This window comes from [Clostridium] celerecrescens 18A (assembly GCF_002797975.1).
GTDB classification, from domain to species: Bacteria; Bacillota; Clostridia; order Lachnospirales; family Lachnospiraceae; genus Lacrimispora; species Lacrimispora celerecrescens.
Window position 1 is genome coordinate 2135274 of sequence record NZ_PGET01000001.1, and the last position, 14835, is coordinate 2150108.

Annotated in this window: 10 protein-coding genes; 1 reads left to right on the forward strand and 9 read right to left on the reverse strand. The window is 44.6% G+C overall.

The window, feature by feature from the left end:
- Window positions 1-70: 70 nt before the first annotated feature.
- The 8 genes from H171_RS09950 to H171_RS09985 form a co-directional block, all read right to left on the reverse strand.
- On the reverse strand, window positions 71-1999 hold the full coding sequence (locus H171_RS09950; RefSeq protein ID WP_100304994.1) for an LTA synthase family protein: 1929 nt from the start codon (window positions 1997-1999) through the stop codon (window positions 71-73).
- A 131-nt stretch (window positions 2000-2130) separates the two neighbouring features.
- Entirely contained in the window at window positions 2131-2619 is a 489-nt protein-coding gene (locus tag H171_RS09955; RefSeq protein ID WP_100304995.1) for a zinc ribbon domain-containing protein, read from the reverse strand.
- 72 nt (window positions 2620-2691) lie between these two features.
- Complete coding sequence (locus tag H171_RS09960; RefSeq protein ID WP_100304996.1) at window positions 2692-4869, reverse strand: DUF6449 domain-containing protein; 2178 nt, start codon at window positions 4867-4869, stop codon at window positions 2692-2694.
- Window positions 4844-5743: an ABC transporter ATP-binding protein gene (locus H171_RS09965; protein WP_100304997.1), complete on the reverse strand. Its 900-nt coding sequence runs from the start codon at window positions 5741-5743 to the stop codon at window positions 4844-4846. The genes H171_RS09960 and H171_RS09965 overlap by 26 nt, the downstream gene beginning before the upstream one ends.
- Window positions 5709-6134: a GntR family transcriptional regulator gene (locus tag H171_RS09970; protein ID WP_100304998.1), complete on the reverse strand. Its 426-nt coding sequence runs from the start codon at window positions 6132-6134 to the stop codon at window positions 5709-5711. The genes H171_RS09965 and H171_RS09970 overlap by 35 nt, the downstream gene beginning before the upstream one ends.
- 89 nt (window positions 6135-6223) lie before the next feature.
- Window positions 6224-7024: a DUF4397 domain-containing protein gene (locus H171_RS09975; RefSeq protein WP_100304999.1), complete on the reverse strand. Its 801-nt coding sequence runs from the start codon at window positions 7022-7024 to the stop codon at window positions 6224-6226.
- 166 nt (window positions 7025-7190) lie between these two features.
- Window positions 7191-10730 carry a pyruvate:ferredoxin (flavodoxin) oxidoreductase gene (gene nifJ / locus H171_RS09980; RefSeq protein WP_100305000.1) on the reverse strand — a complete coding sequence of 1180 codons (3540 nt, stop codon included), beginning with the start codon at window positions 10728-10730 and terminating at the stop codon, window positions 7191-7193.
- 241 nt (window positions 10731-10971) lie between these two features.
- Complete coding sequence (locus H171_RS09985) at window positions 10972-12690, reverse strand: VanW family protein (protein WP_100305001.1); 1719 nt, start codon at window positions 12688-12690, stop codon at window positions 10972-10974.
- Between the two features lie 181 nt (window positions 12691-12871).
- Between H171_RS09985 and H171_RS09990 the strand changes: the two genes are divergently transcribed.
- Entirely contained in the window at window positions 12872-13726 is an 855-nt protein-coding gene (locus H171_RS09990) for a PHP domain-containing protein (protein WP_100305002.1), read from the forward strand.
- Window positions 13727-13748: 22 nt separating this feature from the next.
- Here H171_RS09990 and hemB read toward each other — a convergent pair whose 3' ends face one another.
- On the reverse strand, window positions 13749-14732 hold the full coding sequence (gene hemB, locus H171_RS09995) for a porphobilinogen synthase (RefSeq protein WP_100305003.1): 984 nt from the start codon (window positions 14730-14732) through the stop codon (window positions 13749-13751).
- Window positions 14733-14835: the final 103 nt, after the last annotated feature.

The window sequence follows — 14835 nt, forward strand, 5'->3', positions numbered from 1 at the left end:
AAATACGCCTTATGTAAGCCATAAAGAGGAGAGGGTGCAAAAGTATTGCGCCCTCTCCTCTTTTTTCTGCTCAATTCAATTCTCTGATCCTATTCGTCCAGTGATGGATTTTGCTCTCTCCCAGGGGAACCTTGTCCCTTCCGATCTGCCAAACGGAAAGCGCTGAATCCTTCATCTTCTTTTCAGGAACACCTTTTGCAATAATAAGCTCAGGCCATACAAACGTGGTTTCCACAGCCTTTCCGTCAAAGCAGATCCTGGAATAAGGTGTGAAATTTTCCCCGTAGACCAGAACATTGGAATCATTGTATACCACATGGTCAATAACGATATCATCAATTCCCATTTTAAGGTCTGTGGACTGGTAAGGACTTTCTCCGCCGTACACTTCACGGCCTCCATAAAGAATATCGTACTCCAGAGTTTTCATATCCCTTAAATAACTTTCTTCTTCCGTTTCAGGGTTACTGAAATATTTCTGATGGAACCTCATCATAGTCCCCTCGTGAATATTAAGCATATCCAATACATGAGCCGCAAGCTGATAAGCCTCCACATTCTTTTTCTCCACAGGAAGATTCATGTTGTTCCAAATCACATATTCAGTTTGAAACAGGGAACGGTTCTTCATCTCTTCCTCTGACCACTCAAATCCAGGTAAATGATCCCCGTACATGACCAAAACAATAGGTTCCTTCCTGGTCCTCAGGGTGTTGACAAGGGAACGGATAAACTGATCCATCTCTCCGATCTGCTGGCAGTAATACTCAAAGTTTGGATATTTCCCATGCCCCTGAACGGAAATGGTATAGATAAAATCAGGGCCTGCCGTAGAATCCAGTGTCCTGATGATCTCACCAGTGAGGATTTTGTCCTTGCACCAGCCTGTTGGATTTCTTTCTACGTTATTCATATATTCAATGGGGGTAAAGGTATCAAAACCTAGCTGGGAAAACACCCGGTTCCTGTCATAAAAAGTGGCCTCATTGTTATGGATCGCATGGGCACTGTAACCTAAGTTTTTAAGATCAAAGGCTACGCTTTCGCAGGAGGTTTTCTTTAACACGGTTTTATATGGATACTCACCAGGGCCGAAGAAATCCAGATTCATGCCAGTAATCGATTCAAACTCCGTATTTGCGGTACCTGCACCCACAGAGGGTACACTTAAATAGCCTCCCGGATAGCTTTGTTGAAGGTGGTGGAAAAACGGGATGGGATCGTAATTTACCGGATTGTTTTTCCATAAGGAAGGATCAAAAAAGGATTCCAGCTGAATCATGATCACATTCGGTTTTGTATCCTCAGACAGCTCATACGTATTCTCCGGAACCAGCTCCTCATCACGGATCTCTTCCATTGTCTCGGTCCCATAGCCCTCCGGCTTGGAAATTCCGGTGTTAAACAGGGAATTGGAAAAGCAGTATGGAAAACCATAGCTTTTAAATGCCTCTCCGATATTGCCGAAATGAACTGCCACCAATCCCGTATTCATAGCGGCGCTTGTGAGTCCCAGCACAACCACCCCACTTATGGCTATAAGCCCTACTCCAAAGCCGTACCGGACCTTTTCCTTAGAAACAGGCGCTTTGCGCCAAACTGCGGCTATAAATATAACTGCTGACGCAATGCCAGCCGCAATAAAAAAAATCTGCATCCAGGTGAAATAAACCGTGGCCAGGCTGACCGCATATTTTATCAGACGAAAATCTGCTGCGGTAAAGGGAGTTGTCCGGAAGATAAGCAGTATGCCGTTAACCACTCCCATAAAACACCATATCAACGATATGGTAATGCAGGCAAATGCCTTCCGCTTCGTTACAAATACAACTGTAAAGGGAAGGGCGATGATCAGAGTGTTCAATAGTAAAACCGGAAAGCTTCTCCATATATAAAGGCCAAGGCTTGGCAGAGATTTTCTGCTGACCAGTTCAATAAAGACATTTATAATGGCAGCAAGTGCAAAAAGCTTTCCAAACCATTTGACATATAGTTTCATGATATACCTCGTTGCAGCTTATTTCTTTTCAGAGTCGGATTTAGTCTACCACATTTTACGGAAAATTTACATACTTTTTAATCGGAAATAATAAAATAAAGGCCAGCTTTTTAAGCCGGCCTTTTAAGTAACTATTCCTGTTCTTCTGTAGGTTCAAATGCGTCTTCACTAACCGTATTAATTCCGGCTGTCGGATTTACTTCCTCTGCAGGCGCTTCTGGTTCCACTTCCTCCACAATCTCTTCTTCTGTATCAGTCTTCTGGGCAGCTTCCTTTACAGGAGCTCCACACTTTCCACAGTAATAGGAACTTTTTGGAACTTTGGCTCCACACTCCGCACAGATACGGGTTCCCTCGCTTTGGCTCAGTTCGATCTCCAGAGCGGCAATTCTTTCCCGGCTGGCCCTAACAGCTTCATAAGCCTTTGCATAAGCTTCATCCGGCTCTTTGTTCGCTTCGTAAAATTGTTTACCGATGACCGCATAAGCTTCTTCCAGCTTTGTTTTCTCTACACTGATCTGCGTCTTTAGCTGTATCGTCTCAGTCAGCGCTTTTGCCTTGGTTGCAACCTCTTTGCCGGTATCACTAAGTGTCTTTCCCAGCTCTTCAAAAAATGCCATCCGTGATTCCTCCTTTGACTTATGCTCCTACCATTTTAACTTCATTGGAAGAAAAAGTCAATGAAAGACTGCTCACACGTCTTTTTTTATCTTACTGATTTCATTTTTAACGGATTCGGGTAACTGATTTAATGGAATGGTACAGGAAGTTTCACTTCTTCTTCCCCCTGTTTCCGTTACAGCTGAGAAGCTGATCCGCTCCTCTCCCCTGCCGCCAAAAGGATTCATGTTGGAATACCCATCGATTGCCGCAAAGCTCATGATCTGACCAATCTGTTCCTCATCGGTGATTGTTAAATATTGAGAGCTTTTATCTTCATATGTGGAACGATAATCATTGAACTGATAGGTATCGATATTGATCTCTTTGACATTTTCCAGGCTATTCCAGCTCTCTACGTCAACCTCACACTCCTTTAATAGTTCCAGAGTGTTTTTGAAGGAAGGATAAACCGGATAATACCCTCTTGAGGTAACATCGCTGTACTTCCAGGAGCTCTGGGTTTCTTCCCGCTTTGTTTCGGCATTTGCCTGCATCTTTGTTAAAAACTGGATGGTGGCCACTGGATATTCCTTTTCCATGGTTTCCACCTTTAAGTTTTTTAGATCCTCCTGATAGGCAAGGAGTAATTTATCTGTCATGGCTTTCTCTGTACCGTTTCGGTCTCGACTGACAACATTGGTCTGCTCTCCCCTGCTTACCCTGACCCAGGCAGTATCTTCCGTGGTCTGGAGAAGAACGGGATAAACCGCTTTTGCAAACTCCTGGTTCTCAAAGATCTGTGCGATCTCCGGCCGGACTTCATCTCCGGATAAATGGTAGGTGCGGTAAATATTCTTGCCGTTTTTAAGCGTATATTTTATGGAAAAATTATAGCTTATGCTTCCATTGTCCCACGTATCAGAATAATCATCTCCATGATGCAGCTTCTGGTTTCTATCCACTGCATCACGTACCAGGGCCAGGACCGGCGCTGTATCCTTAAGCTTCATATGGTTGAATATATATTCATCAGAATCCTGATACTCCCAGTAATATTCTCCCAGGGAATTCTGCTGTGCGCTTCCATAAGAAACCCAGAAGTTCACATCCGACATGGAAACCGCAACGGATTCGATGGTGGCTTCAGACGGTATATAACCGTCATACCCAAACAAATCATAACGGAAGCCGCAGAATATCACTGCCGATAATAAGGCACAGGCTCCCATCTGTTTCCAATGGCAAAACAGTTTTCTAAATTCAAAATGATAAATGATCTCAATGACGCAGTGGGATAAGAGCATTCCGCAGATCAATCCGAATATTCCCCAGCCTACGCTGGAATGCATGGACCAGAAAAAAATGCTTCCGCCAAGAGAAGATAAAACCACAATCGGAATTCTGATTACCGGCATGCTGATCTTAAATGCCATGGCTCTTCCTGCTGCTTCTGATCCTCTCTTTTTATACAGCCAGAAAGAAAGGAGGGTCAAAACTACTGTTACGGCAAGAACCGCTAAAATCCTGACAGCCTGAGTTCCCGCCGGGCTCCCCGGATTAAGGCGCTCCAAGTTTACCATGAACAGGGCAAATGCCGAGGATTTATCCACGAAACGGTTAAATACATTCCCGCCTCCCCGGTAGCTGGTATAGAAAAAATTGCTGTAGCAGAATTCCAGAATTCCGATCACACATACAAAATAAAACTGCAACACCAGATTTCCAAGAATTCCGACCAGAACATTTCCTGTAAGAATCATGGAAATCACTGTTACGGAATACATCATGCAGTAGTGGATCATAAACAGCAGGTATCCAGAAAGGGCTGTTTTCCATACCTCCACAGGAGAAATGCCGTTCACTGCAATCACTCCCATGGCAATGATTAGATTCACCCCATATACGGCTGCCGGAATAAAAATTCCATTAAAATAATTCACCCAGAACAAATGCTTCCTGTTTACTGGAATACCGTGATAAAAATCCACCTTCTGCCTGGAATGAAGATAAGAGAAGCTGGTCACTCCCATAATAAGGGACAGGAGTATAATCACTGCCGCAACCCAGCCGTTCTGAAAGCCCAGCCAGGATTTCAGAGTGGATATAATATACGTAAGATCAATTTCTCCCCTCATTCGTTCACTCAAAGAAAGTGCGATTCCCACCGGAAAGGTAAAGAAAAACACTAAAAATGACAGTGCCATGGACCAAAGGCGTCTTTTGCCATCTTCTTTTAACAGATTATAAAATAAGCTTTTTGATGTCATATCCTGCCACCTCCGTCTCGCTAATGAATATTTCTTCCAGAGATAAAGGGATAATCTCATAAAAAACCGGTTGGTACGATTCCATCAGCCCTTCCACTTCTTCTCTGGTTCCCCTAACCGTAATGGTATAGAGTTTTCCTCTTGCTTCTGTCTTAATGCGCTGCAGGGCCGTTAAGTCTTCGGCAGTCATCCCATCTTTTAAAACACACTGCAGCTTATGGATGTTGAGTTTCATATCATCTAAATCTCTGGAAAGCAGTATCCCTCCCCTGTGAAGAAGACCCACATGATCGCAGATATCCTCTAACTCTCTTAAGTTATGGGAAGCAATGATAGGAGTTAAATTTCTCTCAGACATATCATTTGCAAATATGCTCTTTACCGCCTGGCGCATCACCGGATCAAGCCCGTCAAAGGTTTCATCACAGAAAAGGTAATCCGTATTGGCACATATCCCGCAAATGACGGAAAGCTGTTTTTTCATACCCTTAGAAAAAGTGTGGACCTTTCTCCGGGCTTCCAGTCCGAAACTTCCTAAAAGATTGTGAAAGCGTTCCTTGTTAAACTGGGGGTAGATCCTGCTGTAAAACTCCATCATATCAAGGGGCGAAGCGTTATTAAAATAGTATTGGTCGTCGGAAATGTAAAAAAACCGGCTTTTCACCTTTTCATTTTCAAAGATCTGTTCTCCATCGATGGTAACGCTTCCTTGATCAGGCTTTAAGATACCGCTCAGCATCCTTAAAAATGTACTTTTTCCAGCTCCATTGGTTCCAATCAGGCCAAATACATTTCCATCCCGTATCTGTGCGCTCACATGGTCCACTGCTACTATATCGTCAAATTTTTTTGTCAGATTCTCTGCTTTTATCATCCTCTCTCTCCTCCCCGGTCAGATATTCCTGTCTCACCCATTCCTCTGCAACCCATGTATGGGCTTTATCCTCTGTCAGACCTGCCCGTTTCGCTTCCTGGATCCAGTTAAGAAGCTCCTTTTTCAGTTCACTGTTCTTAAGCGCACGAATGGAACTTGAATCCGCCACAAAGCTGCCTCTTCCTTTCACGGAATAGATGAATCCTCTTCGTTCCAGCTCCGCATAAGCTCTCTGAATTGTATTGGGATTAATGGATAAGTCTGTTGCCAAAGCGCGGACAGACGGTAGCTGGGCATCCTGTTCCAGCACGCCGCAAATCATAAGATCCTTTAGCTTTTCTACAACCTGCTCGTATATTGGTCTACGATCTTTGTAATCAAGCAGTATCATATTCCACCTCCTAATCTGTATTAATACTCCTAATACACTTAGTATAGCAAAAAACCTCTGATCTGTCAATCAGAGGTTTCCATTTTTTTCTAAGGCCTACGGTCTTCAACAATCAGGATACGAATGGCATCCTCTACATTACTCCAGTTAAATACGTACAAGGTGTAGGAGGCATTGCCCCGTATATAGATATCAGAGGTCAAAAGGAGGTTTCCGTTTTGAGTGGTGCTGTTAGATACAGAGACCATATAAAAGCCTGTTGAGACATACTGGAAGCTAGTCACTTGCATATAATCTACATTAAAAAACGTTACGTTATCTCCATTTAAGATCACATGAACCCCTGGGTTTGTTATGGATAAGTTGCATACACGGAAACAGCCTGTGTTAATTCCGGCATTGCAATACATATCCAAGATTACCATCAAATCCATTCCGTGATCCGTATTAATGATTGCGACAGTAATTGCACGGTCAACTGGAACCGTTATCTGCTTTTCAAGGAATACATACCCATCCTGCCCTCCTACGGTTATCGTCTGCTCTCCTGCAGAAACCCGGCCATGCTGGCTCATTTCTCCGTTACCCAATCCGTTCACAGCAAGCTGATTGTTTATATAAATAAGAAATGGATTATAGCCGGCTACCGCATTTAAAAACCGGACAAGACCGTTTTGATCCGTCTCGCAGAAGTAACACGGAATGATTGGTTTGGGGAATACCGTAATAATAGAGGTCCCGGTGCCTTCAGGTTCCGCTCCCGGTTCCCCTGCTGTTTCATCTGCATTGTTCTCGTTTCCTACACCAGCTGGTAACTCGTCTTCTTTCGGAGCCGGCGGCATATTCGGCTCCATATCCGTATCATTCTGCATATAAAATAAACTTTCCATAGAAGCCCTCATTTTTATCATTATATAGTAAGTTTATTCTCTCATAAAAGCCCAGTGCCTGTCTTTTTTTAAATACCCCCGCCTTTTTTGTAAAATCTTAGTATCCATCTATAAAAACAGGCCCGGATGGTTTCATCCGGGCCTGTAACTTATTACATTAGATCAATTAATCATTGCCGTATAAAGTAACCAGCTTCTGCAGGTATTCATACCGCTCTTTCGCATCTGCCTCATTCTTTGCAAATAATTCAGCTGCTCTCTCAGGATTCTTCATAGCCAGGGACGCATAACGAACCTCTCCCTTTAAGAATTCCTGATATCCCTCTAATGCAGGAGCTTTGCTGTCTAAGGTAAACTTCTTCTCAGCAGCTGGATTGTAGCGGAAATTGTTCCAATAACCGCACTCAACAGCCAGCTTCTCTTCTGTCTGAGCCTTGGACATGCCCTTCTTGATACCATGGCTGATACATGGAGCATAAGCGATGATCAGAGATGGTCCTGGATATGCCTCTGCCTCAGCGATTGCCTTAACAGTCTGTGCATAATCAGCGCCCATGGCGATCTGTGCAACGTATACATAACCATAGCTCATAGCGATGCTTGCAAGATCTTTCTTTCTTGTTTCCTTACCGCCTGCTGCGAACTGTGCAACAGCACCTGTCTTGGTAGCCTTAGAGGACTGTCCGCCGGTATTGGAATAGATCTCTGTATCGAATACCATAACGTTAATATCCCTGCCGCTTGCAAGTACGTGGTCAACACCGCCAAAGCCGATATCGTATGCCCAGCCGTCGCCGCCGAATACCCACTGAGATTTCTTAGCAAGGAAATCCTTATCCTTAACGATAGCCTTGCAGGTATCACACTCAATGCCATCTAATGCTGCAACTAACTTATCGGTTGCGGAACCATTGGTTGCACCTGTCTCAAAGGTATCCAGATATTCCTTACAAGCTGCCTTCACTTCATCGGAAGCCTTCTCGGAATTCATGATCTCTTCAACTTTGGTCTTTAAGCCGCCTCTGATGGCGCTCTGAGCCAGCATCATACCATAACCGAACTCTGCATTATCTTCGAATAAGGAGTTTGCCCATGCAGGACCCTGTCCCTTTGCATTTACGGTATAAGGTGTGGATGGGGAGGAGTTGCCCCAGATGGAAGTACATCCGGTTGCGTTTGCAATATACATTCTGTCACCGAATAACTGGGTAATCAGTTTTGCATAAGGTGTCTCGCCACAGCCTGCACATGCTCCTGAGAACTCAAGAAGAGGTTTCTTGAACTGGCTGCCCTTAACGGTATTCTCTTTAAATTTGTCGATAACTTCCTGCTTGATCGGAAGTGTCTGTCCAAAATCATATACTTTCTGCTTCTCTTCACAGTTTTCTTCCATGTTGACCATAACAAGAGCCTTCTCGCCCTTCTTTCCAGGACATACATTTGCACAGGAACCGCAGCCTGTACAGTCAAATGCGGATACAGTTACAGCGAACTGGTATCCTGGCATGCCTGTCATCGGAAGGGTCTTCATCTCCTCTGGCTTTCTTGCTGCTTCTTCCTCAGTCAGAGCAACGGAACGGATAACAGCGTGAGGACATACATAGGAACAGAAGTTACACTGGATACAGTTTTCCGGAACCCAGCCAGGAATAGTAACAGCAATACCGCGCTTCTCGTATGCGGAAGAGCCAGATGGTGTGGAACCATTGACATAATCGCTGAATGCGGATACAGGCAGGGAATTTCCTTCCTGTGCATTTACCTTGGACTGAATGTTATTAACGAAATCAACGGCATCCTTTCTGCCTTCCGTAATAAACTTATAATCAAGGCCTTCATCTTCGCAGTTTTTCCAGCTTTCAGGAACGTCTACCTTAACAACGCCCTTTGCACCTGCATCGATGGCTGCCCAGTTCTTCATAACGATTTCTTCACCCTTACGTCCGTAGGTTGCCTTTGCAGCAGCCTTCATCAGTTCGTTTGCTTTCTCGGAAGGAATGATTCCGGTCAGCTCGAAGAATGCGGACTGAAGGATGGTGTTGATACGTGTCTGGCCCATACCGGTCTCAATACCGATCTTCACACCGTCGATGGTGTAGAATCTGATATTGTGGTCAGCAATGAACTTCTTCACCTGTCCTGGCAGATGCTTCTCAAGACCAGCTGCATCCCATGGACAGTTTAATAAGAAGATTCCGCCGTCAACCAGTTCCTGAACCATGTTGTACTTACGGATATAAGCAGGATTGTGACATGCCACAAAGTTAGCCTGACGGATCAGGTAAGTGGATTTGATCGGCTTGTGTCCAAAACGTAAGTGAGACATGGTAACGCCGCCGGACTTCTTGGAGTCATAATCAAAGTAAGCCTGAGCATACATATCTGTATTATCACCGATGATCTTGATGGAGTTTTTGTTGGCACCTACAGTACCATCTGCTCCAAGACCCCAGAACTTACAGTTTGAAGTTCCCTCTGGAGTTGTAACGATTGGCGTACCTGTCTCAAGAGAGAGATGGGTCACGTCATCAATAATACCGATCGTAAACGGACTCTTTTCCTTGTTATCATAAACAGCAACGATCTGAGTTGGTGTGGTATCCTTGGAACCTAAACCATAACGGCCGGTTAAGATCTTCACCTGATCAAACTTAGTTCCCTTAAGAGCTGCAACAACATCAAGGTATAACGGCTCGCCTAAGGAACCTGGCTCTTTTGTTCTGTCTAATACAGAAATGGTCTTAACGGTATCCGGGATAGCTTCAATGAAAGCCTGAGCAGAGAAAGGACGGTATAAGCGAACCTTAATTACGCCTACCTTGTTTCCTGAAGCCAGAAGATAGTCAAGAGTTTCCTCAATGGTATCGTTTACAGAACCCATGGAAATGATTACATGCTCCGCATCCGGTGCTCCGTAATAGTTGAATAATTTATAATCAGTTCCGATCTTTGCGTTAACCTTGTCCATATATTTCTGAACAATTGCAGGCAGAGCATCATAATAAGGGTTGCAGGCTTCTCTAGCCTGGAAGAAGATATCAGGGTTCTGAGCGGAACCTCTTAATTCCGGATGGTTTGGATTTAATGCACGGCGACGGAATTCGTCAATCGCATCCATACTTACCATCTCTTTTAAGTCCTCATAATCCCAGGTTTCGATCTTCTGAATCTCGTGAGATGTGCGGAAACCGTCGAAGAAGTTGATAAATGGTACTTTTCCCTCGAGTGCTGCCATATGAGCAACCGGAGTTAAGTCCATAACTTCCTGTACGCTGGATTCGCATAACATAGCACAGCCTGTCTGACGGCAAGCATATACGTCGGAGTGGTCACCAAAGATAGATAAAGCATGGCTTGCAACTGCACGTGCGGATACGTTGATTACACCTGGTAACTGCTCGCCTGCGATTTTATAAAGGTTCGGGATCATAAGTAAAAGACCCTGAGAAGCTGTATAGGTGGTGGTCAGCGCACCTGCTGCTAAGGAACCGTGTACTGCACCTGCTGCACCTGCCTCAGACTGCATCTCTGTAATCTGTACTTTCTGACCGAAGATATTGGTTCTTCCGTCTGTCGCCCATTCATCTGTTGCTTCAGCCATAGGTGAAGATGGGGTAATCGGATAGATAGCCGCTACATCAGTAAATGCGTATGACGCATGAGCTGCTGCATGGTTACCATCCATGGTTTTCATTTTTCTTGCCATTCTTGATTTCCTCCTGCAAATGTGAATAATGTATAAATTGGTTCCCGTATAGGGAAAGTGACCTGACATTATTATAACAATTATTCAACAAAAAGCAAATATTAAAACAGGAAAATTAAGTATTATTTTCAAAACAATCCGATAAAAAGGGACTGGAACGAGTATTCTGTCCAGTCCTGTCTTTTTTTGTTTTGTTTTTATTTTGTTTTTATTTTATTTTTATCGTGTTTTTATTTTGTTTTTAGTTAAAAGGGTTGGGAGGAATGACATTCTGGCCTCCGTTATCGCCTGCCGCTTCTGTGGTAGAAGACGGTCCCTGGGGCTGGGTAGGCTGGGTTTCTGTGGTACCGGGGCCCTGAGTGACTCCGGAATTTCCAGTAGTCTCATTATCGTGAGGTGCAGTGGTCTCTCCCGGTCCCTGGGGACTTACTCCAGTGGTTTCAGGGGCAGAAGTCGCCGGATCAGTGGCCGGAATGACAACTCCGGATTTATTCCGCTTGATGGTAGCCGACTTTCCGCGGTACGTACTGTTATGGAAAAACTCATCGCTTACCACAACGCCATTCTTTTTGGTCACCAGATTGGTCACCCAGCGGCTTCCCTTGGTCTCAGCCTTAACGATCTTTTCCTCCGTAGGCTGAAGTGTCTGGTCTTCCTCGTAAACCGGCGCCGGAGCATCTAATTCTGCTGTTTTCTTCGATGTCATGGATAATGTGACACCCTCCTCCAGAATCGGAATTCCCACAATAGAGATCTTAAGCTTCCGGTCGGCAAAACTGGTTCTGATGGCTATTGCAGTAGTGGAATTATTGACAAATTTCATATCAGGTCCGCCGTAGCTGACCATGGCATCCTCACCTGGCGTTACATAGGAAGGTTCGTAGCTGTGGGCGTGGCGCTCAGTAGTTGAAAGCCCCGAAAAAACTACCGCATTATATAAGGTAGAGGACACCTGGCATACGCCTCCTCCTGGTTCCTCAACTAATTCTCCGTTCAAATAAGCGCCTGCCGGACGGTATCCCTTTGCAGTGGAACGCTCCCCTGTGGCTTTATTAAAGGAGAACTCTTCTCCCGGCTGCAGAATGATGCCGTTCAAGGCATCAGAAGCCAGTTCGATATTCTTATTCCTTGCACTGTTAGCCGTAGTCGTTGTAGTATAAGTACCTATGACCTTATACATTTCCTTTGCCTGGGCTTCTGTTATCTTAGGGGCAACTTCCTTGCCTTCCGCCGCGATAACCGCCTGGAAATTCTTATCCTTGAGCTGGGTCAAAATATCCGATGCCAGCTTATCCTGATTAATCACAACTCCGTTTTTCTCTCCGGAATAGACAAATTTCCCGGTACTTTTATCAAATCCTGAAATAGAACCGTTCTTGGCGGCTACATCCCATTTTCCTGCGATGGCTTTTACCTCAGCCTGAACGTCCTCATCCAGTCCGTCAAATTCAAGGGTATAACTTTCCTTTGGTTCACCTGAATATATCTCTTCAAGCAGGGAGTCCAGCTTTTTGTCCAGCAGATTCTCAAGTTCGTACTGATCGTCTTGATAGGTGACCTTCATTCCCCACTGATATTTATTTTCAATGGCATCCCGGGCCTCTTCCCTGGACATGCCGGCGATGGAGATACCATCGACTTTAACTTCTTTCCGTAATTCCGGCTCTGAAACGGTTGGGGTATTGACCTCCGTCTCTTTTGCCTTACGGCCTCCAATAAGCTTAACAGCCGCCATAACGCAGATAAAAGCAGCAACAGCCAGAATGATCGCCAGAAGTATCTTTGTGATGTTATACTGAGGGCCTCTTTTTCTTTTCTTTCCCCGCTTTGACTGATAGGAGCTGCCCGTTCTGTAAGTCTGTCCTGTCCTGCGGCCTGTTTCCGATGCATTTTTACTGCTTCCATTCCGGGAAGAATTGGTTCTTCCCCCACCTCTTTGTCTGTTATCTATTTGATTCATTAACTTCACCTTTTTACATGATTTTGTAGCTTTACATTGAGTAGTATACCATACTTTGTGGGAAATGCTATTACGATTTTATGAATTTTCTTAATTATTTTTCGTCTTTTTTCTACATTTTACAGAATGAAAAAAACATGTTACTATAGTGTTACCAAACTATTTCATTTTGGAGGTTTTTATGAAATTTGTCGATTTGCATGTTCATTCCAATGCTTCGGATGGCACATTCACTCCCTCCGAAGTGGTGGCCCTTGCCGTAGAAAAAGGCCTGGCAGCCATTGCACTGACCGATCATGACACCATTGACGGTCTTTCAGAAGCCCAGGCTGCTGCTTCCGGGCTTCCAATTGAAATCATCCCCGGAATTGAACTCTCCTGTGTGTACCAGGGAGAAGAAATTCACATCCTGGGGATTTATGTCGATCCCGCGGACCGTGAATTTATTTCTGAAACGGATGCTCTTAAAGAAATTCGAAAAAAAAGGAATGAGGAAATGATATGCCGTTTCCAAAATGCCGGCATTTCCATCACATTAGATGAAGTAATGGCAGGAAATCCTGACACGGTCATAACCCGTGCCCATTTTGCCCGTGTTCTTCTTGAAAAAGGCTATGTAAAGAATATGGACCAGGCATTCAAAAAATATCTGGATTATAGCGGCCCCTACTGCCCCCGTAAAGATAAGATCACTCCAGAGCACGCCATGAAAATCCTTACCGATTGTAAGGCTTCCCCTGTTTTGGCCCATCCATACCAATATCACCTGGGAGATAAAAAAACGGAGGAACTGGTCTGCTATTTAAAGGATCTGGGGCTTCAAGGTCTGGAGGTCTACCACTCTTCCAACAATCAGTATGAAAGCGGCAAATTAAGAAAACTGACCCGAAAATATGACCTTTTTCCCACTGGAGGCTCTGATTTTCATGGAAGCAACAAGCCTGATATCAGTTTAGGTGCCGGACGGGGAGGCCTGCGGGTTACTGCGCTTCTTTTGGACGATATTAAAAGGATACGGAGGGAGAAGGGCCTTTGACCCCCTCCCCCGCCATCTTTCATCAGCCGATTTTTCCTTCGTCCATAAAACGTGCAAGTTCTATCGCGTAATATGTAATAAGGATATCCGCTCCTGCGCGGTATATACTCACCGCTGACTCGCAAACAATCTTTTCTTCCTCAATAAAACCGGCTTTTGAAGCCGCTTTTATCATAGCATATTCACCGCTTACACTATATGCCGCCACAGGAAGGTCGTGACGGTCCGCCACTTCTCTTATGATATCCAGATAAGAAAGTGCAGGCTTTACCATCACGATATCGGCGCCTTCCGCCACATCTAACTCCACTTCCTTTAACGCTTCTTTCCTGTTATGATAATCCATCTGATAGCTCTTCCGGTCACCAAAAGCCGGCGCAGAACCGGCAGCCTCCCGAAATGGCCCGTAAAATGCAGAGGAATATTTAGCAGAATAAGCCATGATCGGCACATTCACAAATCCAGCCTCATCAAGGGCCTGTCTCATGGAACCGATCCTGCCATCCATCATGTCGGAAGGGGCCACCATATGAGCTCCTGCTTTTACATGGGATAGGGCTATCATGTTCAAATATTCCAAAGTCTTGTCATTATCAACAGATTCTCCCTCAAGGATACCGCAATGTCCGTGGGATGTATATTCACACATGCACACATCCGTAACAATGTATACCATAGGATAATGCTCTCTGATAAAACGGATAGCCCGTTGTACGACGCCCTCCTCATCGTAGGCCTGGCTGCCGCAAGGGTCTTTATGAGCCGGAATCCCAAACAACAGAACTTTTTCCACACCGGCATTTACGAGCCGGTCCATAATCTGGGGAAGCCGGTCCACGCTGTAGCGGTATTGGCCTTCCATGGAAGGGATTTCTTCCAAAATTTCTTTTCCATCTACCACAAACAGCGGATAAATAAGGGATTCCTTTGAAACTCTGGTTTCCCGTACCATTTTTCTTAAGGTATCTGATGTTCTTAATCTTCTAGGTCTGTATAATAAATCCATATTCAATCCCTCCATTTTATTTCTGCATGCAATGAGTCATTTGACCCTGTCCTATTATACACCCTCTCAAATAAGATTCAAGTAATTCTTGCAGCAATGGAAA

What these genes read in the sequence shown, in the direction of transcription:
- H171_RS09950 (WP_100304994.1), bottom strand. Translation starts at nt 1,999, where the DNA reads ATGAAACTATATGTCAAATGGTTTGGAAAGCTTTTTGCACTTGCTGCC.
- H171_RS09955 (WP_100304995.1), bottom strand. Translation starts at nt 2,619, where the DNA reads ATGGCATTTTTTGAAGAGCTGGGAAAGACACTTAGTGATACCGGCAAA.
- H171_RS09960 (WP_100304996.1), bottom strand. Translation starts at nt 4,869, where the DNA reads ATGACATCAAAAAGCTTATTTTATAATCTGTTAAAAGAAGATGGCAAA.
- H171_RS09965 (WP_100304997.1), bottom strand. Translation starts at nt 5,743, where the DNA reads ATGATAAAAGCAGAGAATCTGACAAAAAAATTTGACGATATAGTAGCA.
- H171_RS09970 (WP_100304998.1), bottom strand. Translation starts at nt 6,134, where the DNA reads ATGATACTGCTTGATTACAAAGATCGTAGACCAATATACGAGCAGGTT.
- H171_RS09975 (WP_100304999.1), bottom strand. Translation starts at nt 7,024, where the DNA reads ATGGAAAGTTTATTTTATATGCAGAATGATACGGATATGGAGCCGAAT.
- nifJ (WP_100305000.1), bottom strand. Translation starts at nt 10,730, where the DNA reads ATGGCAAGAAAAATGAAAACCATGGATGGTAACCATGCAGCAGCTCAT.
- H171_RS09985 (WP_100305001.1), bottom strand. Translation starts at nt 12,690, where the DNA reads ATGAATCAAATAGATAACAGACAAAGAGGTGGGGGAAGAACCAATTCT.
- H171_RS09990 (WP_100305002.1), top strand. Translation starts at nt 12,872, where the DNA reads ATGAAATTTGTCGATTTGCATGTTCATTCCAATGCTTCGGATGGCACA.
- hemB (WP_100305003.1), bottom strand. Translation starts at nt 14,732, where the DNA reads ATGGATTTATTATACAGACCTAGAAGATTAAGAACATCAGATACCTTA.